Source organism: Mesorhizobium sp. YM1C-6-2, assembly GCF_003666685.1.
Classification (GTDB): Bacteria; Pseudomonadota; Alphaproteobacteria; order Rhizobiales; family Rhizobiaceae; genus Mesorhizobium_K.
This window is the reverse complement of sequence record NZ_RCIZ01000011.1, coordinates 15,137-39,367: the sequence shown is the minus strand read 5'-3', so window position 1 is coordinate 39,367 and position 24,231 is coordinate 15,137. Positions and strand designations below refer to the sequence as shown.

The following is a 24,231-nucleotide window of genomic DNA, read 5'->3' as shown; positions in this document are numbered from 1 at the left end:
GCGCCGCCGGTCAGACGAGGCCGGCGAATTCCGCCACCGGGCCGGCCAGCATGATCGCCACGGCGGTCTTGGCGAAGACCTGCCGCAGACGGTCGCGCAGCGGGCGCAGCAGCGCCGCCGCCTCGTTTTTCCTGTCGCGCAGGCCGCGCACCGCATCGAAGGCCGACAGGGCGAGCCTGCCCTTCAGCGTCGCAGTATCGACCAGCGCGTGCATGGGCGTCGGCGTGGTGCCGAAATCGCGCTTGAACGCCTCGTCGCCGATGGTGAAGTCGAAGACAGTGCCGCCCTCCTCGATCCATTTCTCGATGAGCAGGTCGTAGAGCACCAGGCCGGGCGAATGCTTGCCGAAGCGCTCGTAGTCGGCGCCGATCAGCAGGTAGTAGAAGCGGCCGTCGAGGACGAGCCCGAAGGCCTGCGCGACATCGGCGCCGTCCAGCATCAGCCGGTAGATGCGGGCGACCTCCTGGCCGTTCGCCGCCACGTCCGCGTAGAATTCGCGCGCATAGGCGTTCTGCAGGATGTCGTCCTCGAACCGCCCTGCCCGGATGGCCGCGATCAGGTCGATCCCGGCGCGGAAATCGCTGTCCATGCGCACCAGCTCGACCTTGCCGGATTTCAGGAACCGCTTCTTCTTGCGGTCGAGATATCTGGCGAAGCTGCCATCCAGCGCCTTGCCGCGCCAGGCCACGAAAGGCGCCGAAAGCCCTGCGGCATGGGCGGAATAGTCGAGCGTCCTGGACCGGCCCGGCAGGAAGGCCCGCCAGAGCCCGCGGCTCTCGTCGCGGATCGGGCGGATGTTGAGGATATCGTAGGGCGGCAGCGCCGCGCTCACCGCGGATACGAAGTCGCCGCGGCGCAAGGCCGGCGCGACCACCGGATGCGCATAGTCGCCGACGCCCAGATTCGCCGCCTCTATCAGGACAACGCCGGAGCGGCGGCGGCGCAGGAGCGGCAGCAGGAAAAGCAGCGTGCCGTCGGTGCTGTCGCGGCCGGTCACGACGAGCTTCTCGGCGTCATGCGGCGCCAGCATCGTGCGGTAGAAGGCGTCCAGCCAGGCCGGATGCTGGAAGGGTGTGGCGGCGGACGCCTCGAACAGCGCGCGGTACTCGTCGGACAGAAAATCGAAGTCCGGTTCGAGCCCTACGGCGAGTTTCGGCACGTGCCCTTCGGAGCCGCCCTGCACGTCTTCCACTCTGGTGCCGACCGACATGTCCATGCGTCCAGCCAATACTCTACCTCACTGTCCGCGTAAGCCGCCCACTGCTGTTAGGGTAAATGCCAGCGCCTTCCAAGGCAGAGCCCGGCCCGAAGCATAAAGTTTTAGACAAAATGCGATTAAAATTTTATCAAACATTCCAGTGAGTTGTTTACGACATTAACCATGGCGCAACGATCGCGTTGAAAGAACGTCAACCGATCCAAGATAATAGCCCGACCAAACCAGGACGGGCGGTAAACGCGGGGACGAATCCTGCGGCAGAAACGATCGAGCAGAGCGTGTCTACCGAAAAGCCAATGACTGAATGGCCGACGAGTTTCCTCGGACGGCTTCCCATCGCACAGACCGACATCAAGGGCACTGCGCGGGGCTTCGTGGCGCATGCGCTCGGCAGCCGCGGCAAGAACCTTCGCCCGTTCGTGTCGACCTCCGCCAACGGACAGGTGCTGGCGCTCTGCGGCAAGGACGAAGCCTTCCTGTCGCTGATGCGCAAGGCCGATCAGATCCATGCCGACGGCATGCCGATGGTGCTTTATTCGAAACTGTTCTCCAAGCGGCCGCTGGCCGAACGCGTCGCCACGACCGACCTCGTGCACGAGGTGGCGAAGGCCGCCGAAGACACCGGCGTCTCCTTCTACTTCCTCGGCGCCAGCGAGGAGGTGAACGCCAAGGCCGTCGAGGAGATGCAGAAGCTTTATCCGAATCTCGTCTTCGCCGGCCGCCGCAACGGCTATTTCAGCCGCGAGGAGGAGGACGAGGTGATCGCCGGCGTCAACGCCGCCAGGCCCGACATATTGTGGGTGGGGCTCGGCGTGCCGCTTGAGCAGCAGTTCATCGACCGCAACATCGACAAGCTTAGGGGCGTCGGCATCATCAAGACGTCGGGCGGGCTGTTCGACTTCATCTCCGGCAAGAATTCGCGCGCCCCGGCCTGGATGCAGGCCGCCGGCCTCGAATGGCTCTACCGCATCTGGCTGGAGCCGCGCCGTCTGGCGATGCGCTACCTCACCACCAATCCGCAGGCTATCGGCGCGCTCATCCGCCACTCGGGCTAGCTGCCGGCTTAGGGCTGAAACTCTATCGGGGCTCGTACCAGCGGTCGACCAGATCGGCCGCAAGCTTCAGCTTGGGGCGCAGCGTGAATCCGTCGATCGTCTCGAGGCGGCCGTTGTAGTTCAGCGTGTGCAGCCGCTTTCCCGGCCAGGACGGTCCGCCTGATATCGTGCCCTCGCTCTCCTGTGCGAAACCTTGCCCATCGAGCCGCGTCACCTTCATGAAGCCGAGCGCACCGCCATAGGCGTTGCGGCAGTCCTGGACGGGCCGGTAGAGCGCACCGTCCCGACGCACGAAATTCCCGGCAGGGCGCGCGGTGCGGTCGTCGACCAGAACGGGGTTTCCCGGGTGCGGCTGCCAGGGGCCGAAGAGGTCGGTCGCCGACCAGATCGCCAGCGTGTCGGAATAGCCGCCGACGCCGTCGCGCACCACGGCGAACAGGAAGAGCAGGCCGTCATGCTCGACAATGGTCGCGTCGGCCGCCTCGACCCCCTCGACCAGCACGGCATGCCGCTGCCATTTCAGCGGGAACTCCGCGGCCCGGTAGAGCGCGATATCGCGGTTGGCCGAGCTTTCGGGGATCATGAACAGCTCGCCGTCCCGCTCGATCAGGAAGGGATAGGAGAGATGCCAGGGCTCCTCCAGAACCGGCACGGCGGGACCCGGCCTGCCTGTTTCGTCGAAGGCGACCATCGAGATGATCCCCTTCTCCGTCTTGTGGTCGAGATCCTCGAAGAAGAGATAGTCCCTGCCCTGCCGCGAGATGGGAAACGGGTCGGCATAAAAATGGTCGACCGGGTCGGCGAGCACGTTCCAGCGCTTTCCCGAGAGGTCGCGCCGCATCCACACATCGCCCCCCGACTCGACGAAGCGCCAGCCGACGCGCCAGTGCGAACCGTGGCAGCAGAGCCGGTAGGCCGCGCGCACGGCAGCGCGGGCGACTTCCTTTGCCGAGCGGCGGAGGACGTCGCCGTTGCCGATGGCGCGGACGGGCAGGCTATGCGTGACGGCCGCCCCGTCCTCTGCGCCCGACAGCGCCTTGATCAGCAGCACGATCGCGCGCGAGGCGACCGCCTCGATGCCGCCGCCTATGCCGGCCGCCGCTTCGAGTGAGGCCGTTCCGGAAGCGACGATACGGCCTGCAGATTCGCCGGGTTCGATGCGCTCGATGGCGATCTCGGGCGTGCCGCGAAAGAAGAGCGCCGAGGCGAGCGCCGTCTGGCCGGGCTGGCTGTCATAGAGCGGCCGCAGGCGGACGGCGTCCGGAGCGACAGCGGCGCCAGTCCCGTCGGTCAGGTCTATCACGACGTCCGGGCTGAAACCGGCCGGCGCCAGCCGGGCTTCGCCGATGTCGGCGCGCCCGATCCGGTCGGAACCGCCGGGCTGGCTGCGCCGCAGCAGCATGCGTTCCAGCGAAAGCAGCGTCGCCAGCGCAGGCGATGCGCCCGCTTCCGGCCGGTCGTCGACGCTGACATAGGCCTGCGTTCCGGGACGCTTCTCCAGCGTCTCGACCAGCCGGAGCACCCAGCGCGCGAGGCCAGCATCGTCGACCCGGACGAGAAGCCTTGCCGGGCCGGCTGCCGGAGGTAAGCCGGTCATCGCTGCGACGAGCGCAGCGCTGCGGACGGTTTTGGGCTCGGCCCGGCGGACTGGCTTGCACCCGTGCCAAGCGATTGCCGGATCAGCCCGGCATAGGCTTCGACCATGCCTCCGACCGAATAGCGGCTCGCCAGCCGGCGGCCGAGAGCCACCAGATGGGCCGTCTGCCGGTGATCGCGGAAGATCGTGTCCACCTTGGCGGCGAAATCGTCGACATCGGCGGCGTTCGCGAAAAGCGCGCAGGGCTCGCCGTCCACCGTCAGCACCTCGCGCAGCACGGGAAGGTCGTTGGCGACCACGGGAACGCCCGCCTGCGCCGCCTCGACCGCCGCCAGCCCGAAGGTCTCGGCTGTCGACGGGAAGACGAAGGCGTTGAGGCCGGCCAGGAACAGGCCGACCTTCTGCGGCGGCATGTCGCCGACGAAATGCACCCGCTTCTCCACGCCGAGCTGCTGCGCCGTCGCGCGCAGGCGCTCTTCGTCCGGACCCTGGCCGGCGATGGCGAGGTGCAGCGCATGGCGGCGCGCGACGACCGCAATCGCCGCGTCGAGCTGCTTCAGCGGATGCAGCCGCGCCACCGAGCCGATCAGCGCCACCCCAGTCGGCAGGCCGAACACCGCCCTCGCCTCCTGCCGGCCGATCTCGACCGACTTGTCCTCGAAGCCATGCGGCACGTGGACGAGGTGCCGGCGATAGCGCGCCGGATAGGACTGGTAGTTGCGCCAGGTCTCGTTGGAGTTGACGGTGATGATGTCATAGACGCCGAGAAGGCCGAGCACCTTGTCGATGCTGCGCGCAGCCGGCGAGATCGTCGCCGGCGCCGAAACGTGGTTGGCGATGATGACGGGTACGCCGGCCAGCCGGCCTGCCGGCGCGCCGAAGATGTTGCCGTAATGCTGGAAGGTGAGCAGGACGTCCGGCTGGATGCGACGGACCATGCGCACCAGCTTCGACAGGAAGCGGATGAAGGAGAGCGGCCCCTTCGGGCTATCCTCGAGGCAGAAATGCACGTTCTTCCAGCGGTCGAAGGCGGCGGTCTTACGGTAGAAGAAGAGGTGGTGCACCTCGAATTCGGGCTCGCCGCCGCGCTCCTGGCAGGAAAGACCTTCGCCGAGCAGGCGCGAGATTTCCTGCGCGCCGGCCAGTTCCGCCTGCGTCTGGATGAACAGCAGCCTCACGGGGCCGCGCCTGGTCTTCTTCTTCATTGCCTGCATGCCGGTAACGATTCGTTGCCCATTCCGCCAGAAAACCCTCAAGAAACCGTTCGCATGCGGGCGGCTAGGCCGTCGCGGCGTCTCGTAACGCTCCGCCGCCGCCGGCAGCCGCCGCTGGCCGAGGCCCGGCAGGCGCCGTCGCGAGCACCCTCTCGATATGCGGACGCAGCGCGAACGAGGTGGCGAGGAACATGATGAACGTCATCGACGTCGACCGCCCGATCTCGTTCTCGACCACGTTGCCGATGATGTACATGGCGGCGTAGCCGAAGGCGAGTGCGACATAGGGGTCGCGCAGATTGCCGATCGTCACGAGGTAGAGCAGCACGATGAAGCAGAGCGCCAGCAGCAGCAGCGATATACCGATGACGCCGCCCTCGATTAGGATCGTCACATAGCCGTTGTGGAAATTGTCGAGGACCCAGCCATGGACGTCGCGAAATGCTATGAGCCGTTCGGGCGTCCAGAAGCCGCCGACGCCGAAGCCCAGCAATTCGCGCCCGCCCAACTGCTCCAGCCCGTAGAACCAGATCGTGGTGCGGCTGCTCGTGTCGATGGTCGAGCCCAGTATGTCGATCTTGTCGGCGTGGAGCTCGAACGTCGCCAGCGCCAGATAGACGACCGGGATGGCGAGCACGACGAGCGCGATCAGCACGACCCGCTGCAAGGCCTTGGGCGCCTTGGCGACCATCACCGCGGAAAGGCCGATCCCGGCCGAGAGAAGGGCGCCGCGCGAGCCCGAATTCACCAGGCAGACGGCCGACATGACGATCATGGACAGCCGCGTGCAGTAGGCAAGCATCATGCGGCGGCGCTCCGCATGCCTGACGAGCGGCAGCGACAACGAGGCGACGAAGACCAGGCCCGCTATGTTGCCGAGACCGTTCTTCTGGCCGGCGATGCCTTTCCAGTCTCCCTCCAGCAGCCAGCCCGTCTCGATGCCGCGTTCCGGGAGAAAGACGACGACCAGCAGCGACAGGATGATGAAGACACCCATCGCGTTGTAGTAGATGCGCAGGATCCTATCCAGGCCGACCGCGTTCGCCATGCTCACCGAGACCAGCAGCGCCGAGAAGATCAGCATCGCCTTGATCGCGGCGTTCATGCCGCCTTCGCTCCACAGGAACGACAGCGAGGTGTAGAGCAGGAAGCCGATCAGCAGCAGCCAGTCGGGCGAGCGCGATATGGCGATGCCGCGGGTCAGGTAGGTGTGGAGCACGATCGCCATCGAGGTCGAGACGAACAGCGCGTAGCGCGCCAGCACCGCGACGCCGGACGTGGCAGATTCCGTCTCCGGGCTCCACATCGACAATGCGACGAGCACGTAGATTGCGAAGACCGCGAATCTGGAAGTCGTCATCCGTCAGGCCGTCCCGGGAATGGCTCCGGCGTTCTTTGCTCCACCCCTCGCAAGGCCCGCACGCCGTCCCGGCCAATCGTTACCGGGAATGGTAAACAAATCGCTACCGGCAGGCGGCGGGCGGGCCGCTTCGCGATAGCGGCAAAGCCGTTTGCGTCCTCCTGTCGCGTAGGCGATCCTGCTGTTTTAATGCAAGTTCTGCCCGCCCGAAACCAATCATTAACGATACCGTCCCATAAGCATCAGAGGCACGATCGTCCCGGTCCGCCGGGATAAAAACGTTAACGCGAGGTCCGCCAAGCATGCAAACGGCCAAGGCGCCCGACACGCGTGAAGACGCCTCGGCGCAGGACACACTCGAGCGCTATCTCCAGATCGACCTGCCGCAGCTCCTGTCGTGGCTGCGCGCCGGCGTGAAGTGGATCGTGCTCGCGACGCTCGCCGGGCTTCTCATCGGCGCCGGCTACGCGGTGCTGGCCAAGCCGCGCTATACCGTCACCACCGACCTCCTGATGGATCCGGCCGGCCTGCAGATCGTCACCGACGACCTCTTCCGCCAGGAACAGCAGCGGGACACGCAGCTTCTGGTCGTCGAGAGCAAGCGCCAGACGCTCCTGTCGCGCAGCGTGCTGCTCAGGGCGATCGAGGACCTGCAACTGCAGAAGGACCCGGAATTCGTCCCGCCGACCTCGTGGACCTCGCTGCTCAGCCCGCGCGCTCTGCTCGGCGGAGGCGGCGGCGCTTCGCGCAGCCCCGACATCGTCGCGCTCGACAATCTCATGCGGCGGGTCAGCGCGCGGCGCGACGAGCTTTCCTTCGTCATCATCATGTCGGTCTGGTCGGACGATCCCGAAAAATCGATCCGCATCTCCGACGCCATCGTCAAGGCCTTCAAGGAAGAGCTGATCGCCGCGGATTCGGAAGGCGCGCGCCGCACGGCCGACGCGCTGGTCAGCCGCATCGCCGAGCTGAAGGGCGAGGTCAACACCGCCGAGCAGGCGGTCGAGGAATTCCGGCGCGCGCATGGGCTGCAGTCGGCGCAGGGCGAGCTGGTCAGCTCGCGCTCCATGTCGCAGATCAACCAGCAGCTCGTCGCGGCGCGCGAGCGCCTGATCGAGGCGGAATCGCGCTACAAGGAACTGACGTCGAACAACTCCGCCGACGCCGCGGCCATGCAGTCGTCGACGATCTCCTCGCTGAGGACGCAATATGCGACGCTGAAATCGCGCGCCGACGCCGAGTCGCTCACCTACGGCCCCCGCCATCCCCGGCTCAGCCAGATCAGGACCGAGCTCAGCGTGCTGGAGAACGAGATCGAGGCCGAGAAAGGCCGGATCATCCAGGCCGCGCGCAACAATCTCGACCAGGCCAAGGCGGTGGTGGCTGCGCTGAGCGCCGACGCGTCGACGGTGAGCACCGGCGTGTTCGCCGACAACGACGCCCAGGTGCAGCTGCGCGACCTGACCCGCGAGGCAGCGGCGAAGACGGCGATCTATGAGGCCTTCCTGGTGCGCGCCCGCGAGATCACGCAGCGCCAGAACCTCGACACGACCAACATACGCGTCATCTCGCCGCCGGTGCCGCCGAAGGCGCGCAGCTGGCCGCCGCGCACCAGCCAGCTCGCCGGCTTCGGCGCCATCGCCGGCATGGTGCTCGGCGTGCTCGGCGTGCTCGGCCAGGGTCTCTGGAGGGAAATCGGCGGCGCTCCGATCCGCCTGCCGGTGAAGAGGCCGATGCCGGCCGATGTGCGCAAGGACAGCCGCGAGGCATCGGCCGCCGAGCAGATCGACGTGCCGTCCGACGCCCAGCGCGGCCCCCGCGCCGGCTCGCTGCTCAGCATGCAGCCCGCCCCGAAGCGTTCCAACTCGCTGCTCGCCCATGCGAGCGACAGCAACCATTGAGCGGCCGTCGGGCGCCCGCCGCCCGATAAAAGTAAACCGCACCGGTGGATTTTGATTCAAATCCTCGCCTTGTCGTTAACGATGCGTTAACGTCCGATCGATCTTTGGCCGCCGCGTTTACCCATTCGGCTGCGCTTTCGGGCTATCTGGGAACCAGGTTTCCGATCCAGTCCTGAATCGGCGCGAAAACCAATCGCCAGGCTTCAGGGAATGAGTTGTTAAGGTTTGCCGACGGCGGTCCGCGAACCGTCAATGGAGTGCGCCACGATGAATTCAATGGTCATGCAGAAGGACATCATCTCCAACTGGGAGCCCCGCCACGCCAGCCTGTTCGGCGTCGAGCTGGTCAAGCTCAACCACCGCCTGATCGAGACCGGGCTGTTCACCCGCGAGGCTCTCGGGCGCGTGATCGAGCGCTGCCCGGCCGAGCATCTCGGCATCCGCGCGCGCGGCACCGAGATCGACGACCCCAAGACGATGGAAGGCGAGCTTGGAACCGCCACCGGCCTCGAGGCCATCCAGGCGATCGAGAAGGGCCGCATGTGGATGAACATCCGCCGCGTCATGGACTGGGCGCCGGAATACAGGAAGCTGCTCGACGAGGTCTTCGGCGAGTTCGAGGCGCGTGTGCCCGGCTTCAGCACGTTCAAGCGCAATCTCGGCATCCTGATCTCGTCGCCGAACGCCAACGTCTTCTACCACGCCGACATCCAGGGCCAGTCGCTCTGGCAGATCGAGGGCTCGAAGAGCGTCTACATCTACCCGCGCTCGGAAATCTTCATCAAGCCGGAGAGCATCGAGAAGATCCTGTTGCGCGAGACCGGCGAGGACATGCCCTACGAGAAGTGGTTCGACGACTACGCCACCGTGGTCGAGCTGAAGCCCGGCGAGATGGTGACCTGGCCGCTCTACGCGCCCCACCGCGTGCACAATCACGACTGCCTGAACATCTCGGTGACCATGGAGCACTGGACGAAGCAGATCTGGAACTCCTATGCGGTGCACTACGGCAACGGCGTGCTTCGCCGCACGCTCGGCATGAAGAACGGCTCGACCGCCGACCGCGGCCTGCATGTCTATCCCAAGGCCGGCGCTGCCCTGCTCTGGAAGAAGCTCGGCCGGCAGATCGACGGCGACGTGGTGAAGAAACGCGACTTCCGCATCGACGCCGGCTCCGAGCTCGGGCGCGTCAGCATCCGCTGAGCGGGGGAAGCGCAAATGCTGTCCGTCGGCCAAGCCTCGCTTCGGCTGGACCTTGAAGTGCGTATCGAAGCGGACTTCGACTTCCTGTCCGCAGAATATCGCGACCTATACCGCCCCGACCGGGCCACCGCCTTCCAGGCGCCGCTGTGGATGGACATGGTGCACCGGCGGCTGGCGCCCGGCCTGAACGCCCGCCAGCACACGCTGACGGTGCGCAACCGTCCTGACGGTGCGCTGGTGGCGCTGGCGCCCTTCGTGCTCCAGCGCAGCAAGGGCGTGCGCATGCTGTCGCCGGCCGACTTCGGCGTCTGCGACTACAATTCGATCGTCGGTGACCGCAACGCGCTGGCGGTGATATCAGGCGACGCCGGCCTCGTCGGGCGGATCAATGCCGAGCTCAAGGGTTGCGACATCCTGATGTTCCGCAAGGTGCGCGCGGACGGCTTCGACGTCAGCCGTCTTTTCGCGGGATCGCAGGGCAGCCCGGCGGACAACGCCGCCTATCACAGCGACACCGGCGACGATTTCGAGGAGTGGCAGCGGCGCACGATCCGCCGCAAGTTCTCCAAGGAGCTCGGACGGCTGCAGCGGCAGACGGACCGCGAATTCGGCGGCTACGAGCATCGCCCGGCCGCCACCGAGGCGGAAGTCCGGCAGGCCTTCGACCTTCTGCGCGCCTGGCGCGTCGGCCGCTTCGAGGACGATCTCCTGCAGAACCCGCTCTATTTCGACTTCTACCGCGACTACGCCATCGCAGGATGCGAGAGCGGCGAGGCGGTCACCTATGTCAGCTATGCGGGAGGGCAGCCGGCCGCCGTGCTGTTCGGCCCGGCCGGCGACGGCGTCTTCCATGCGGTGCTGATCGGCGCCGACACCGAGCGCCTGGGCAAGCAGTCGCCAGGCATCCAGCTCATCTACCAGGTCATCAAGCGGCGCTTCGCCGAAGGCCACCGCAGCTTCGACATGGGCCTGGGCAACACCGGCTACAAGACGCATTTCCGCGTCGAGGAGACGCAGCTCAGCAACTATACTAAAACCTTCTCCGTGGCAGGATATGTCATGGCGCAGGTCTATCACCGCGCCAAGCCGGTGAAGAACTTCCTCAGGAACTACGTCCCGAATGTCCGATGAGAACGGCCGCGATGCCAAGAGACCCGGAATCCCGGCACGGCTGACGGGGCTCGCAAAAAACCCCGCCATACGGGGCATCGCCGGCGTCTTCGTGATGAAGAGCTCGATCATCGTCGCCAACTTCGCGCTGATCATGCTCGCCGCGCGCGTGCTGGACACCGATGCGTTCGGCGTCTTCTCGATCCTGTTCGCGGCGGCCGGCCTCTTCTGCATCGTCGCCACCTTCGGCCAGCAGGTCTCGATCATGCGCTGGTGGAACGAATATACGGCGGCGGGCGACCCGGCGACGCTGAAGGGCGCCCTGCGATTCAGCGCCACTGCCGTGTTCGCCGGCTGCGTCGTCATCGCCGCCGGCTTCTTCTTTTGGGCGGCGTCGACGCATGCGCTGCTGCTCGCCGCAGCCGTCACGCTCTACATGGTCATGCAGGCAAGCGTGACCACGTCGGGGCATCTGGTGCGCACCGCCGTCGGCGTCGGCGCCGGCGACGGTTTCGGCAACCTGCTCGTCTCCGTGCCGGCGCTGATCTACCTGGCGGCCGTGCTCCTCGCCGGCCGTGCAGCCGAGGCCAGCACCATATTCTTTCTCTTCGCCGCCGGCGGCGCTGCGGCGATCACGCTGCATTTCATCTTCCTCAGGCGGAAGATCCGCACGCTTTTTCCAGGCTTCGCCTCCGTCAGGCCCCGCTATCTGGCCGCCGAATGGCGGTCGCGGTCGTTCAAGCTCTGGATCTCGAACGGGCTCGAGGCCGCGAACCAGTATCTCGACGTGCTGATCATCGGCTATCTGATGAGCCCGGCCGTCGCCGGCGCCTATTTCGTGACGACGCGGCTCGCCAACGCCTTCGCCACGGCGTCCGACACCATGCACATGTTCTCGACGCGCCACATCCCCGACCTCTACTACCGCGGCGAGTTCAAGCAGCTCAACGGCCTGCTGAATTCGGTGGCGGCCATCACGCTCGCCTTCATCGTCGTCGGCATGGTGATCATCCTCGGCGGCGGCCACCTCTTCCTCGCCGTCTTCAACGAGGCCTATGTGCCCTATTACCCGGCGCTCGCCGTGCTCTGCTTCGGCACGGCCGCGGTGGCGGCGGCCGGCCCCTCCGGCTCGATCCTGATGCTGACCGGTCACGAAGGCCGCTATCTCAGGACCATCGCGCTCACCGTGCTCGTCCGCGCCGCCGGCTTCTTCGCGCTGATCCCGTTCTTCGGCATCATGGGCGCGGTGACGGCGACCACCATTTCCTTCGTCCTGATGACCGCCATGCTGCGCCATCAGTCGAAGAAGCTCACCGGCCTCGACGGCTCCGTGATGAGGCTGCTCGGCATGCGCGACCGCACCGCCTACGCGCCGGCGGAATAGCCTTGCCCGGTCAGTCGACGCGCCTGCCGGAGGCGTCGAACCAGTGCAGCTTTTCGGCGCGCGCGACGACGCGCAGCCGGTCGCCCGGCTGGGCCGCCGCCCTGCCCGACACCCGTACGACGATGCGCGAGCCCGCTGCCGCGCAATAGAGGAAGCTTTCCGCGCCGACCGGCTCGACCGCCTCCACCTCGGCATCGAGCGCCAGCGCATCGGCGGGCGCGTCGCCTGCATTGGCGATCTCGGCATCCTCCGGGCGGAAGCCTATCGTCGCTGCTCCCTCCCGCGCGCCGCTTGCCGGCGCGGCGCCGCCCTGCCCGGCCGGCAGAAGGTTCATCGGCGGCGCGCCGATGAAGCTGGCGACGAAAGTCGAGGCCGGCTTCTCGTAGATGTCGAGCGGGTTGCCGGCCTGCTCGACGGTGCCGGCGTTCATCACCACAAGCAAATCCGCCAGCGTCATCGCCTCGAGCTGGTCGTGCGTGACATAGACGCTGGTGACGCCCAGCGACCGCTGCAGATTCTTGATCTCGACGCGCATCTGGCCGCGCAGCTTGGCGTCGAGGTTCGACAGCGGCTCGTCGAACAGAAAGACCTTCGGGTTGCGCACGATGGCGCGGCCCATGGCGACACGCTGGCGCTGGCCGCCGGAGAGCTCGCGCGGACGCCGCTCGAGCAGGTGCTCCAGCTCCAGCGTCTTCGCCGTGGCGCGCACGCGCCGGTCGATCTCGTCCTTCGGCGTGCCGCGGTTGCGCAGGCCGTAGGCCATGTTGTCGTAGACCTTCATGTGCGGGTAGAGCGCGTAGTTCTGGAACACCATGGCGATGTCGCGGTCGGTCGGGCCGATGGCGTTCACTACTTTGCCGTCGATCGAGACGGTGCCTGATGTGATCGTCTCCAGCCCCGCGATCATCCTGAGCAAGGTCGACTTGCCGCAGCCCGACGGTCCCACCAGCACGCAGAGTTTCCCGTCCGCTATGGCTATCGAGACGCCTTTCACCGCCTCGACATTGCCGGGATAGGTCTTGCGGACGTCCTTGAGATCGACAGTCGCCACTTACTTCTCCGTCTCCACCAAGCCCTTCACGAACCAGCGCTGCATCAGCACCACCACCAGGATCGGCGGCACGATGGCGAGCATGGAGGTCACCATGACGAGGTGCCATTCGGTATCGGCGTCGGCAAACGAGATCATCTTCCTCAGCGCGATCACGATGGTGTTCATGTCGTTGCTGTTGGTCATCAGCAGCGGCCACAGATACTGCGTCCACCCGTAGATGAAGAGGATGACGAAGAGCGCTGCGATGTTGGTCTTCGACAGCGGAAGCAATATATCCTTGAAGAAGCGCCACGGCCCCGCGCCGTCGATCCTGGCAGCCTCGACCAACTCGCCAGGGATGGTCAGGAAGAACTGGCGGAAGAGCAGCGTCGCGGTGGCCGAGGCCATCAGCGGCAGGGTCAGGCCGGTATAGGTGTCGATCAGGTTGAGATCGACCATCACCTTGTAGGTCGGCATGATGCGCACCTCGACCGGCAGCATCAGCGTGATGAAGATCAGCCAGAAGAAGGTCATGCGGAACGGGAAGCGGAAGAAGACGATCGCATAGGCCGACAGGATCGAGATGACGATCTTGCCGATGGCGATGGCGAGCGCCACCACCGTCGTGTTGAAAAGCAGCGTCCACACGTCGACGCCGCCGATGCGGCCGATGCCGCCGAACAGCGCCGTCGAATAATTCTCCCAGAACTCGCCGCCCGGCAGCAGCGGCAGCGGCGGCCGCAGGATCGTCTGCAGCGTGTGGGTCGAGGCGACGAAAGTGTAGTAGATCGGGAAGGCGACGATGAGGATGCCGAGCATCAGGATCGCATGGGCGACATAGCGCGAGGTGCGGCTGATGCCGAGCATCGCGCCCTCCTCCTGCCGCCCGAGCACGGCGGCGGTGGAGGCATCCTCTCTCGGCGCGACGGCGTCAGCCATAATGCACCTTCCGTTCGACGTAGCGGAACTGCACGGCGGTAAGCGCGATCACGATGATCATCAGGATCACCGACTGCGCCGCGGAATCGCCGAGCAACTGGTTCAGCGCGCCGTCGGAATAGACCTTGAAGACAAGCGTCTCGGTCGCCTTGCCGGGGCCGCCGCCGGTGACGGCGTGGATGATGCCGAAGGTGTCGAAGAAGGCATAGGTGGTGTTGATGACGAGCAGGAAGAAGGTGGTTGGCGCCAGCAGCGGGAAGACGATGGTCCAGAAGCGTTTGGTCGGCCGTGCGCCGTCGATCGCCGCCGCCTCGATCAGCGATTTCGGGATTGCCTGCAGCCCGGCGACGAAGAACAGGAAATTGTAGCTGATCTGCTTCCAGGCGGCGGCCGAGACGACCATCACCATGGCCTGCGGGCCGTTGAGCAGCGGGTCCCAGGAAATCCCCACCCAGCGCAGCAGGTAGGCGAGCGAGCCGATCGAGGGGTTGAACAGGAAGATCCACAGCATGCCGGCGATCGCCGGCGCCACCGCATAGGGCCAGATCATCAGCGTGCGGTAGAAGCCGCGGCCGCGGATCACCTTGTCGGCCATGACCGCCAGGAGCAGCGCGATCGCCATCGAGAAGAAGGCGGTGGCGGTCGAGAAGATCGCCGTCACCTCGACCGAGTTCAGGTAGTTCGGGTCGGCCAGCACGCGCCGGAAATTGTCGAGCCCGACGAAGCGCGAGCGCAGCCCGAACGGATCCTCCTTCAGCACCGACTGGTAGAGCGCCTGGCTCGCCGGCCAGTAGAAGAAGACCAGCGTGATGGCGAGCTGCGGCGCGAGCAGCAGGTAGGGCAGGAATTTGTTCGGGAAGACGACGCGGGGGGTCATTGCGACCTTTCCTCCCCCCTTGAGGGGGAGGTGCCGCCGAAGGCGGCGGAGGGGGTGCCATCAGAAGGCACCGCCCATCCGAACGCGTTGCAACAAGGTCGGAGCACGGCCGCAGCGACCCCCTCTGGCCGCTTCGCGGCCATCTCCCCCTCGAGGGGGGAGAGTGCGCCGCGGCCCATCAGTTCCCGACCGCTTCCTTGATCGCGGCGTTGCCGCGCGACACGGCGTTGTCGAGCGCCTGCTGCGCGGTCTGGTCGCCGGCCAGCATCTTCTCGTATTCCTCGTTCATGATGTCGCGCACCTGCGGCAGGTTGGCGAGGCGCACGCCCTTCGAGTTCTCGGTCGGCGCCTTGCCCATCATCTGCTTGATCGGGATTTCGCGCGCCGGGTTCTTCTCGTAGAAGCCGTCCGCCTTGGTCTTCTCATAGGCGGCGAGCGTCACCGGCAGGTAGCCGGAGACCTGATGCAGCCTGGCCTGGATGTCGGTCTGCGACAGGAAGTTGAAGAACGCCGCGATCGCCTTGTATTCGTCGTCAGACTTGCCACCGAAGACCCACAGCGACGCGCCGCCGGGGATCGTGTTCTGCGGCTCGCTGTCGTAGGGCAGCATGCCGGTGCCGTAGTTCATGCCCGACTTCACGATGTCGCCGAGGCCGCCCGACGATTCCGTGAACAGCCCGCACTCTCCAGCAAGGAAGATCTGCTTGGCTTCGGAGGTGCGGCCGCCATAGCGGAACACGCCTTCCTTGGCGAGGTCGGCGAGCGCCTGGAAATGCTTCACGAAGGGCTCGGAATTCACCTTGAGCTCGACGTTGAGCGCCGCGATGCCGTTCTCGTTGGTGCCCCACTGGTAGTTGTTCCAGGCGGCGAAGTTCTCGGTGTGGATCCAGGTCAGCCAGGTCGAGGTGTAACCGCAGGGCGCAGCGCCGCTCGACTTGATCTTGCGGGCCGCCGCCCAGACCTCGTCCCAGGTCTTGGGCGGGTTGTCGACGTCGAGCCCGGCTTTCTCGAAGATGTCCTTGTTGTAGTAGAGGATCGGCGAGGAGGAATTGTAGGGGAAGGACAGCATGGTGCCGTCCGGCTTCGAATAATAGGCGACGATGCCCGGCAGGTACTGGCTCTTGTCGAACGCCTTGCCGCCCATCGAGATGACGTCGGCGACCGGCTTCATCGCGTCCTCGGCGGCCATCATGGTGCCGGTGCCGGCGTCAAAGATCTGGATGATGTGCGGGGCCTGGCCGGCGCGATAGGCGGCGATGCCGGCATTCAGCGTTTCGGGATAGGTGCCCTTGAAGACGGGAACGACCTTGTAGTCGCTCTGGCTCTCGTTGAATTCCTTGGAAAGCGTTTCGACGACCTCGTTGTTGGCGCCGGTCATGGCGTGCCACCAGGAGATCTCGGTGACGGCGAAGGCGGAGGACGAGGTCAGAAGGGTGAAAGCAACGGCCGCACCGGCCGAAAGGCCCTGAAGTTTCATCTTTTTCTCCCGTTTTTCGTTGGCGAGCTGAAGGGTTCGCGAGCGGGAGTATCCGTCGATTGTGACAGTCGGACAATCGTTTTGTTATCGTTGCATGACAGGCCACAGGCGTCCGGCGCACATTCTCGTGACGGTTACGCAAGGGTTTCCGGCTTCTGCTTAGCCGGCATAAGACTTTGGTAGGATAGGCCGGCGGTCGCGCCCCTAGACCTTCTGGCGCAGCCCGTCCGCTATGTCGTCATTGGCGGCGTCGCGCATGGCGGCGAGGCTGCGGTTGTCGAGCAGCTCGGCGACGGCGTGGCGCACTTCCATCATCATGTGGCGGACCTGGCAGGTCGTCTCGTCGCAGTCCTCGCAGCGCTGGTACTGGCTGCGGCTGGCGCAGGGGATCGGCGCCAGCGGCCCGTCGAGCACCCGCACGACATGGCCGATCTTGATCTCGCTCGGCAGCTTGGCGAGCCGGTAGCCGCCATCCTTGCCCTTGCGGCTCTGGACGAAGCCGGCATTGCGCAGCTCGCCCAATATGGCGTCCAGGAATTTCTTCGGAATATTGTTCTTCGCCGCGATGTCGCCGACGAAGGCGAGCTGGCCGGGCGGCATCTTCGACAGATGCACCAGGGCCTTCAGCCCGTACTTGCCTTTTTTCGTAAGCATGCCCCGAGACAGTCTTTTTTGTCGTTGCCCGCCCAACCATCAGAATCGTTTGTGTGCAAATGATGGCCGCGGACATGAGTTACTACGCGTACGGTGCCAGTAAAATCCGAATCCGTTGCTATTTGGTGTTTCTGGACGTTTTCTATCGTAACTGTGCTGTTTCAGCCGCAAGTTGCGGTCCGGCGGCGGTGGAAATACAGACGGCCGCCCCGTTTGGGAGCGGCCGGCAGCTCTGGACCGGGCCCGTGCCGATCTATTCGGTGTATGTGTCGCCGCCCACCGGAGGGGTGTTGTCGTAGAGGATGGACACCAGTCCGTTTCCGGGTTCGGAGGTTGCGTCGGTGCGAAGGGCGGCGATCTCGCCAGCCTTCGGCGCGGTGTATTCCGCCACCACCTCGCCGAACGCATTGCGCTGGATGGCGACCTTCTGGCCGGCCTCGACCTTGTCGTTCAGCTTCACCAGCAGTTCGACGAACCCGCCATGCGTCGCCAGGACCCCGGTGGCGCTGTTGCCGACAAAGATCTCGCTATCCTTGCCCGTGCGGCCCATCGGGCCGGTGATGATGCCGTGATGCTTGAGCACGTTCATCGTGCCTTCCACGAACAGCGGTATCATGGCTAGGTCCAGCTTGCGCGGCGCACCGATCTCGGGCGTGAACGCCGGGATGCCGGCGTCGATGAACGCATTCGACAGCAGGCCGGGATAGGCGGGATTGTCGAAAATCTGATCGATGGGAAAGAGCTCGGCCATCGCCCGCACCTCGGGCAGGTCCAGCCGCGCCAGATGGAACGCCGTCATGTCCATGCCCGTCGTCGACGTGTGGTAGTCGATGGCGTAGTCGGCGTTCGGCTTCAGCAGTCTGTTGAAGACCAGCCAGGCATGCCGCGAGGCGGCGTTCGGTCCGTGCTCGTGGCCCGGCCACTGCCTGTTCATGTCGACCAGGTCTATGCCGCGCCCGGAATTCGGCCACCGCCGCGCCATCGCTTCGAGAGCCGGACCCGAAATGTCGACGGCTGCCACAACCGACCCCGACATCTGCGCGGGATCGAGCTGGTCGACGACGGTCTGTATCATGTGGATCGGGCTGATCTCGTCGCCGTGGACGCCGCTGGTCAGCACGACGCGCTTGCCCGGTTTCGCGCCCTTCACCACGATCACCGACACATACCAGTGCTGGCCGGTGACCGTCTGCACGCCCTGGAAGTAGAGGTTGTGCCTGCCGGGCTCCAGGTCGCCGACGTCGAGCGCGCTGATGACCTTCTTCCCCTGGATGACATCGCCGGTATAGACCGTGCCTTGCGACCCGGCGGCCGGTGCCGCCTCTTCCTGGGCGCTTGCGCCGCCGGTGCTGACGGCGATTGCGGCGGAGGCGCCGACAGTCGCTATCGAAGCGATCATGAAATCGCGACGATCGAGGACTTCCTTGGATTTTTTCGGCATGCAGGCGCCTTCCCTGGATAGGCTGCGTTGTCGACCGCTCCGAACGATCTCGGCAGTCGATGTTGAAGGTATAGTACCTTCCCGCGCTTTCACGACATTAATATTTCGATGAATTTTACATGGCCGGGCAAGACGAACCTTGCCCGGCTTCCGGACGGCTTACCGGAATAAGGCCAGCCGAGCCGGCGCGCGCCGGCTCGGTTGCGCGGTCACGGCTTTATGGTGAACGCCATCTTCGCCAGCAGGACATAGGCGTCGTCGTTCATCAAGCGCAACTCGTAGTCGCCCGGCTCGAGAGGGTCTCCCCAGTTGGTGAGCTTCACATCCATCTCGCCGTCGAACCTGGCGTCGACATACTGATAGTGGAAATAGTTCATCATGCCGGGGTCGCCTGCCTTTTAGATGCCGATCCAGTCGTGGCGGTTGCCCGGCGCGCCGGACCAGCGGACGGCGATCGTCTCGGCATCCTTGGCGACCTCCGGCTGATCGATGACCAGGGCCGCGTCGAGATCCGGATCGGCGACGGAGAAACGCGTCTTCGCCACGACATTCTCGCCATCGAGCAGCAACGCATCGTAGTTGCCGGCGGGAATGCCGAGCGTCGACAGTCTTATGCCGTTTCGATAGCCGGTGGTCTCGTCGTTGACCCCGGTCAGCGCCTGCTCCGGCTTTCCGTCGCGCGGCACCACCAACGCCGTGAACCTCTTCGCACCGGGCAGCGCGTAGCGGATGAAGAACCGCTCGCCCTGCATGACGCGCCTCGGCTGGACCGAAATCATCGGCTTGGCGTCCGCGGGCTCCACCGAGAAGGTCGAAAGGACCGCGCGGTGATCGGAGGGATAACGCTCGACCTCGACGTCGACGTCCTTGCCGCCGACCTCGCCGATGATCTCGCTCTTGAGGGTCTTGGTGGGACCGGCGGTGAAAACGTAGTCGATGCGGTCATGCGCCCATTCCGACATGAAGGCGGGATCGGCCACCAGCGGCCAGGTCAGGCCGGGTTTCTTGGTTGGGTCGGGGAACGCCTCGCGATAGGAATCGCGGAAACCGGTCGCCTCCATGGTGACCGTGACCGGCCACTGGAGCGGATATTTCACGGCCGGCCGCACCGCCTGCATTGCCGCCGTCCAGTCGAGATGCGAGGGCGAATTGAAGTCGCCGGTGACGAATACCGGAATGCCCGACTTCCCCAGCCTGCCCAGTTCGGCGAGAGGCTTCACCTCGACGCCCCGCGACTGGTTCTCCGCCGCGACGACATCCTCGGCGGAACTCCCCTCCGCAACCATGTCCGGCCCATAAGTGGGCTCCCACGTCAGGTGGGTATTGCCTACCGCCACGACCTTGTTGTGACCTACGAGCGCCCAGGCATGGACGGCGTCAGGGTCAAGTCCGGCAATGCCGTAGCCGTCCGTACCCGGCTTCGTCCTTTCGCCGGCTCCGGAGTCGAAAAGCGGATAGCGCGAGATGATGTTCCTGCGCTGGTCGTAGTAGACGAGACCCGTTTCCTGGGCCAGCCGCGCCAGGTTGTCGTCCGGCTCCTGCACCCCGACGATGTCGGGATCGGCGTCGCGGATCACCTTGACGACATCCGCGAAGTTGGTCTGCTCGCCGCCGTACCAGATGTTGAAGCTCATCACCTTCAAGGTGATCGGCTCGGCCTGGGCGGCGGAAGCCAGGACGTACCCCATCGCCGACGCGGCCACACATCCCATGGCGGCCCTGCACATCGCACCTACGCGCTTTCGCATGCCTTTCCCTCCCTCTATATTGAATGACCGTTCAATCAATATGGACAGAAGGGTAAGGTGACGCAAGGGAAATCACCCGGTGCCTTCAACGCGGCGCCTCAGGCCATATGCGGAACCTTGCACCCCCCGCCCGATTATCCCTGCCGCGCCGGCTGGTCGGCCAGGAGAGTTTCGGTGTTGCAGAAAACAGCGGTTGTGAACGGCGACGATGGCCGCGGCCAGGCGGCCGAGGATGTGGCCCGGCGGATATCGCTCACCTATGTCAGCGATGCCGAACCCGGCATCCGGAGACGCAAGGCCGGCAGCGGGTTCTCCTATCTCCGCCCCAACGGCAAGCGGGTCGCCGATGCCGGGACGCTCGGCCGCATAAGATCGCTCGCCATTCCGCCGGCATGGGCCGACGTCTGGATCTCGGCCGACGCGGACGGCCACATCCAGGCGACCGGTCGCGACCAGCGCGGCCGCAAGCAGTACCGCTACCACCCGCGCTGGTCGGAAAGCCGCGGCGAGGTGAAATATGCCAGCCTCCATAACTTCGCCCGCGCGCTGCCGAAGATCCGCGAGCAGGTCGACGCCGACCTCCGGCGGCGCGAGCTGCCGCGCGAACGCGTCGTCGCCTCGATCGTCTGGCTGCTCGACAACACGATGATCCGCGTCGGCAACGGCGTCTATGCGCGCGACAATAAGAGCTTCGGCCTGACCACGCTGAGGACGCGCCATGTTGAGGTCGAAGGCGCCAAGCTGCGCTTCGCCTTCAAGGGCAAGTCCGGCAAGGAATGGAAGCTGAAGCTGGTGGACCGGCGCATGGCGAGGATCATGCGCAGCATCCAGGAACTGCCCGGCCAGCATCTTTTCCAGTACATCAACGGCGGCGGCGAACGCCGCGCCGTCAACTCGCAGGACGTCAACGACTATATCCGCGAGGCGGCCGGCAGCGATTTCAGCTCCAAGGATTTCCGGACGTGGGGCGGCACGGTCCGCGCGCTCTCCCTGTTCGCGCAGGTACCGGTGCCGGACAGCAAGGCCGGCATCGCGCGCGCCATGAACGTCGTCATCGACGAGGTCGCAAAAAATCTCGGCAACACCCGCGCGGTCTGCCGCCAGTGCTACATCCACCCAGGCGTCATGGAGTCCTGGGCGAAGGGTCGGCTCGCCGACGAGCTGGCCGAGGCCAGGAGATCGCGCCGCAAGCTCAAGGGCCTAGACGACGAGGAAGCGCTGGTGCTGCGCTGGCTGGAGACGCGCGCCGCCTGAACTCGTCCGCCCGGCGGCAGTCGGCGGGACGACCCTCGCCTTTGCTAATTGATCCAGCGCAAAGCGCGGCGCCGTGCGCGCCGCTACAGCTGTCCGTGAAAAGCGGGGCCAGTCGCCGGTTTCGTCGTTTCGTGAAGCGACCGCCGATGCTGGTGTCCCGCGAGCGGAGGCGCTACGCTGTCGGCGCAGTGTCCGTATCACGGCGCGTCAGGAGACGATGATGAAACTGCAGGCCTTTCTTCCTCTCGTCACCCACCCCGACCCGAATTCGGAGGCGGTCGCGGAGAACGCGGTCGCGGTCGCGGAGTGGCTGGGCGCCACCCTCCATGCGCGCGCCTTCAATGCCGACATACCGGTTCCCTCCAGCGCCTTGTCGGGCTTCCTGATGAACGTGCCGGAACTGATCCGTGACGCCGAGGCGACGAGCAAGCGGCACGGCGACCGCCTGCTGGAGAAGGTGGCGGCCGTCGCGGCCCGGCAGGGCGTCACGCTGAAGTCCGGCGTCGAGGCCGGCCCCATCGCCCTCCTGGGCGATCAGGCGGTCGCCCATGCGCGCTACCACGATCTCGCGCTCGCCGGCTGGGAGGCCGGCAATCCGACGTCGCGCATGACCGCCGAAGCGCTGATCTTCGGCGCCGGACGGCCGACGCTCGTCCTGCCCGAGCTTGCCGCGCGGCAGGGCTTCGCCAGCATCGCCATCGCGTGGGACGGCACCCGCACCGCCGCCCGCGCCGTCGCCGACGCGCTGCCCTTCCTGCAGCGGGCGTCGCGCATCCACGTGCTGACCGTCGTCGGCGAGAAGCCGCTCGCGGAGGAAGTCGGCGCGCGGCTCGCCCGCGGCCTCGGCGAACGCGGCTTCGCGGCCGAAGCCCTGACCATCGAGGCGGAGGACTGCCCGGTCGCGGTGACGCTCCAGGAGCACGCCGTCGCCGCCGGCGCGGACATGCTTGTCATGGGCGGCTACGGCCATTCGCGGCTCAGGGACTTCGTGCTCGGCGGCGCCACCCAGGGCACGCTCGACGATCTACGCCTGCCGGTACTGATGTCGCACTGAGTAAGGCAATCCCGGCGAAAGCGGAGGAGCGATTCTCCGTCCGGAATCGCTGCAGGACGGAAGCCGGATCGTTCATTCCGGGCTACGGCAGCAGATCATATTCGATGAAGCCGGTGCGCTTGGCGACGCGATCGTAGAGGCGGCGGGCGGTCTCGTTGGTCTCGTGCGTCATCCAGTAGACATTGGCGACGCCGATCCTGACCGCTTCCGCCTGCACCGCCTCGATCAGCGCCCGGCCGACGCCCGCGCCGCGCGCCGCGGCATCGGCGAAAAGGTCCTGCAGGTAGCAATTGTTCACCAGCGACCAGCAGCTGCGGTGGTAGAGATAGTGGACGAGGCCGACCGCCTTGCCGTCGACCAGCGCCAAAAACCCCTTCGGCTCGAACTCGCCGGGATCGAACAGCCGCCGCCAGGTGGTCGCATAGACCTCTTCGGGCACCGTCGCCTTGTAGAATTCGAGATAGGCCGTCCACAGCCGGCGCCAGTCCGCCTGGTCGGAAGCCTGCAGGGGCCGGATCACGATGTCGGACATTTTTCTTTCCCTGCCCTCGTCAGCGATGGAACGCCAGCCCGCGGACCTTCAGCCCATCGGACTCACGGATAGAGATGGGGGTCACGGATAGAGATTGTACTGATCCCAGTCGCCCTCGGGGATCTTGTCGCCGATCCTGTAGCGCAGCGACAGGATCTGCATGTGATCGGGCGCGGTCAGGCATTTGTAGTCGACGTGGTACCACTCGCCCTTGCTGCGGAAGGCGCCGCCGCGCGTCTTGATCTCGTCGCCGGCCATCTTCGGCTCTCCGGTCGCGTAGGCGATGACCTTGTCCGGATCGAAATGCTCGTTCTCGCTGGCGATGCGGTCGGCGACCTCGGCATCGCAGCGCTGCTCCAGCCGCGTGGCGGGATCGAGCGCCAGAAGCCCGGCCTTCATCCTTGCATCGAGCGCACTGGCCGGCGAGACGGCCGCGGCAACCGCCGCCGCGGCGAGACAGAATTTGCGCATGATCAAGCCCTCCGCAACGGATTCCCGGCCCTGTCCGGGCCGGCGACATGATGACGGCAGGCTTTTTAGCGCCAGTTTCCGGCAAAGAAAATCCCGTGGGCGACGGCGGCCCTGGCCGTCGCGCTCGAATCAGGCAAGCTTCAGCGGAAAAATGGTGCTGCCAGAGAGGATTGAACTCTCGACCTCTCCCTTACCAAGGGAGTGCTCTACCACTGAGCTACGGCAGCGTCGCGAATGCGGCGTGCTTCTGCCATATCGATCCGGCCAGCGCAAGGCATGTCTTGTCATGCCGACGGGGTTGCGGTTGACGCCACGACAAGGCCACAATGATCCCTGCTTTTTTGGACTGCGCCGATCTTCTTCGGCAGGACGGGATTTTCACATGACCAAGTCCGGGACATCCGGGGCCGGCAAGGCCGGGCCGACGCCTGAACCGGCAGCCGGGCGTCCGGCGGGGAAGACGGACCGCAAGGCGCGGCTCGCCGAGGAGCTGCGCGCCAATCTCGCCCGCCGCAAGGCGCAGGCGCGCTCGCGCCGCACCGGCGGCGCCGACGAGCGGCCGGAAGGCATCGGCGCCGCCCGGCCCGGCGGGGCGAACGGCAAGGCGCCGTCCGGGCAGGAGCGCGGCGGCTGACGAAAATTTCGCTTCCGCCGGCCGGCGGCGGCGGCGAAACGCTGTTCCTTGAACCGATTGGTTTGATGGTTTAG

22 protein-coding genes and 1 tRNA gene are annotated in these 24,231 nt (G+C 65.8%); 8 read left to right on the top strand and 15 right to left on the bottom strand.

The genetic code is table 11. The features are described 5' to 3' along the window. Nucleotides 1-10: 10 nt before the first annotated feature. The gene (locus D8676_RS22080; protein WP_121583264.1) at nucleotides 11-1,216 is read right to left on the bottom strand and encodes a GNAT family N-acetyltransferase; all 1,206 of its coding nucleotides are present in this window, start codon (nucleotides 1,214-1,216) and stop codon (nucleotides 11-13) included. Nucleotides 1,217-1,515: 299 nt separating this feature from the next. Here D8676_RS22080 and D8676_RS22075 point away from each other — a divergent pair, with 299 nt between their 5' ends. Next, nucleotides 1,516-2,274, top strand: coding sequence for a WecB/TagA/CpsF family glycosyltransferase (locus tag D8676_RS22075; protein ID WP_121583263.1), 759 nt, complete (start codon nucleotides 1,516-1,518; stop codon nucleotides 2,272-2,274). A 22-nt stretch (nucleotides 2,275-2,296) separates the two neighbouring features. On the opposite strand, the gene D8676_RS22070 is transcribed toward D8676_RS22075, so the two are convergent. The 3 genes from D8676_RS22070 to D8676_RS22060 all read right to left on the bottom strand — a co-directional run bounded on the left by D8676_RS22070 (nucleotide 2,297) and on the right by D8676_RS22060 (nucleotide 6,445). Further along, nucleotides 2,297-3,871: a hypothetical protein gene (locus D8676_RS22070; RefSeq protein ID WP_121583262.1), complete on the bottom strand. Its 1,575-nt coding sequence runs from the start codon at nucleotides 3,869-3,871 to the stop codon at nucleotides 2,297-2,299. Continuing rightward, entirely contained in the window at nucleotides 3,868-5,076 is a 1,209-nt protein-coding gene (locus D8676_RS22065; RefSeq protein WP_121583261.1) for a glycosyltransferase family 4 protein, read from the bottom strand. The genes D8676_RS22070 and D8676_RS22065 overlap by 4 nt, the downstream gene beginning before the upstream one ends. 73 nt (nucleotides 5,077-5,149) lie before the next feature. Further along, nucleotides 5,150-6,445 carry an O-antigen ligase family protein gene (locus D8676_RS22060; protein WP_121583260.1) on the bottom strand — a complete coding sequence of 432 codons (1,296 nt, stop codon included), beginning with the start codon at nucleotides 6,443-6,445 and terminating at the stop codon, nucleotides 5,150-5,152. A gap of 302 nt (nucleotides 6,446-6,747) precedes the next feature. On the opposite strand from D8676_RS22060, the gene D8676_RS22055 reads away from it, so the two are divergent. The 4 genes from D8676_RS22055 (at nucleotide 6,748) to D8676_RS22040 (ending at nucleotide 12,043) form a co-directional block, all read left to right on the top strand. Continuing rightward, complete coding sequence (locus tag D8676_RS22055) at nucleotides 6,748-8,346, top strand: GumC family protein (RefSeq protein WP_121583259.1); 1,599 nt, start codon at nucleotides 6,748-6,750, stop codon at nucleotides 8,344-8,346. Between the two features lie 267 nt (nucleotides 8,347-8,613). Beyond that, the gene (locus D8676_RS22050; protein ID WP_210210747.1) at nucleotides 8,614-9,549 is read left to right on the top strand and encodes a hypothetical protein; all 936 of its coding nucleotides are present in this window, start codon (nucleotides 8,614-8,616) and stop codon (nucleotides 9,547-9,549) included. A 15-nt stretch (nucleotides 9,550-9,564) separates the two neighbouring features. Beyond that, nucleotides 9,565-10,680, top strand: a complete 1,116-nt coding sequence (locus D8676_RS22045) for a GNAT family N-acetyltransferase (RefSeq protein ID WP_121583257.1) — start codon at nucleotides 9,565-9,567, stop codon at nucleotides 10,678-10,680. Next, nucleotides 10,670-12,043: a lipopolysaccharide biosynthesis protein gene (locus D8676_RS22040; RefSeq protein WP_121583256.1), complete on the top strand. Its 1,374-nt coding sequence runs from the start codon at nucleotides 10,670-10,672 to the stop codon at nucleotides 12,041-12,043. The genes D8676_RS22045 and D8676_RS22040 overlap by 11 nt, the downstream gene beginning before the upstream one ends. A 10-nt stretch (nucleotides 12,044-12,053) precedes the next feature. On the opposite strand, the gene D8676_RS22035 is transcribed toward D8676_RS22040, so the two are convergent. The 8 genes from D8676_RS22035 to D8676_RS22005 form a co-directional block, all read right to left on the bottom strand. Further along, nucleotides 12,054-13,094, bottom strand: coding sequence for a sn-glycerol-3-phosphate import ATP-binding protein UgpC (locus D8676_RS22035; RefSeq protein ID WP_121583255.1), 1,041 nt, complete (start codon nucleotides 13,092-13,094; stop codon nucleotides 12,054-12,056). Next, nucleotides 13,095-13,943, bottom strand: coding sequence for a sn-glycerol-3-phosphate ABC transporter permease UgpE (ugpE, locus tag D8676_RS22030; RefSeq protein WP_121583365.1), 849 nt, complete (start codon nucleotides 13,941-13,943; stop codon nucleotides 13,095-13,097). 64 nt (nucleotides 13,944-14,007) lie between these two features. Next, the gene (ugpA, locus tag D8676_RS22025; RefSeq protein WP_121583254.1) at nucleotides 14,008-14,892 is read right to left on the bottom strand and encodes a sn-glycerol-3-phosphate ABC transporter permease UgpA; all 885 of its coding nucleotides are present in this window, start codon (nucleotides 14,890-14,892) and stop codon (nucleotides 14,008-14,010) included. 178 nt (nucleotides 14,893-15,070) lie between these two features. Then, nucleotides 15,071-16,369 carry a sn-glycerol-3-phosphate ABC transporter substrate-binding protein UgpB gene (gene ugpB, locus D8676_RS22020; protein WP_121583253.1) on the bottom strand — a complete coding sequence of 433 codons (1,299 nt, stop codon included), beginning with the start codon at nucleotides 16,367-16,369 and terminating at the stop codon, nucleotides 15,071-15,073. A gap of 204 nt (nucleotides 16,370-16,573) precedes the next feature. Next, nucleotides 16,574-17,023 carry an Rrf2 family transcriptional regulator gene (locus D8676_RS22015; protein ID WP_121583252.1) on the bottom strand — a complete coding sequence of 150 codons (450 nt, stop codon included), beginning with the start codon at nucleotides 17,021-17,023 and terminating at the stop codon, nucleotides 16,574-16,576. 253 nt (nucleotides 17,024-17,276) lie between these two features. Continuing rightward, the gene (locus tag D8676_RS22010) at nucleotides 17,277-18,464 is read right to left on the bottom strand and encodes a succinylglutamate desuccinylase/aspartoacylase family protein (protein WP_121583251.1); all 1,188 of its coding nucleotides are present in this window, start codon (nucleotides 18,462-18,464) and stop codon (nucleotides 17,277-17,279) included. A 209-nt stretch (nucleotides 18,465-18,673) separates the two neighbouring features. After that, on the bottom strand, nucleotides 18,674-18,844 hold the full coding sequence (locus D8676_RS27445; RefSeq protein ID WP_183097197.1) for a hypothetical protein: 171 nt from the start codon (nucleotides 18,842-18,844) through the stop codon (nucleotides 18,674-18,676). Nucleotides 18,845-18,862: 18 nt separating this feature from the next. Then, the gene (locus tag D8676_RS22005; RefSeq protein WP_121583250.1) at nucleotides 18,863-20,212 is read right to left on the bottom strand and encodes an endonuclease/exonuclease/phosphatase family protein; all 1,350 of its coding nucleotides are present in this window, start codon (nucleotides 20,210-20,212) and stop codon (nucleotides 18,863-18,865) included. Between the two features lie 177 nt (nucleotides 20,213-20,389). On the opposite strand from D8676_RS22005, the gene D8676_RS22000 reads away from it, so the two are divergent. Next, nucleotides 20,390-21,466 carry a DNA topoisomerase IB gene (locus D8676_RS22000; RefSeq protein WP_245427069.1) on the top strand — a complete coding sequence of 359 codons (1,077 nt, stop codon included), beginning with the start codon at nucleotides 20,390-20,392 and terminating at the stop codon, nucleotides 21,464-21,466. A gap of 220 nt (nucleotides 21,467-21,686) precedes the next feature. Then, complete coding sequence (locus D8676_RS21995) at nucleotides 21,687-22,520, top strand: universal stress protein (RefSeq protein ID WP_121583248.1); 834 nt, start codon at nucleotides 21,687-21,689, stop codon at nucleotides 22,518-22,520. 82 nt (nucleotides 22,521-22,602) lie between these two features. Here the strand turns inward: D8676_RS21995 and D8676_RS21990 are convergent, their stop codons facing one another. The 3 genes from D8676_RS21990 to D8676_RS21980 form a co-directional block, all read right to left on the bottom strand. Further along, a complete protein-coding gene (locus D8676_RS21990; protein ID WP_121583247.1) occupies nucleotides 22,603-23,052 on the bottom strand; it encodes a GNAT family N-acetyltransferase in 450 nt (149 codons plus the stop codon). Nucleotides 23,053-23,133: 81 nt separating this feature from the next. Continuing rightward, nucleotides 23,134-23,523 (bottom strand): DUF930 domain-containing protein, encoded by a 390-nt coding sequence (locus D8676_RS21985; protein ID WP_121583246.1) that lies wholly within the window; start codon nucleotides 23,521-23,523, stop codon nucleotides 23,134-23,136. Nucleotides 23,524-23,675: 152 nt separating this feature from the next. Beyond that, nucleotides 23,676-23,750: transfer RNA gene (locus D8676_RS21980), tRNA-Thr, on the bottom strand. 155 nt (nucleotides 23,751-23,905) lie between these two features. Here D8676_RS21980 and D8676_RS21975 point away from each other — a divergent pair. Then, nucleotides 23,906-24,157, top strand: a complete 252-nt coding sequence (locus D8676_RS21975; RefSeq protein WP_121583245.1) for a hypothetical protein — start codon at nucleotides 23,906-23,908, stop codon at nucleotides 24,155-24,157. Nucleotides 24,158-24,231: the final 74 nt, after the last annotated feature.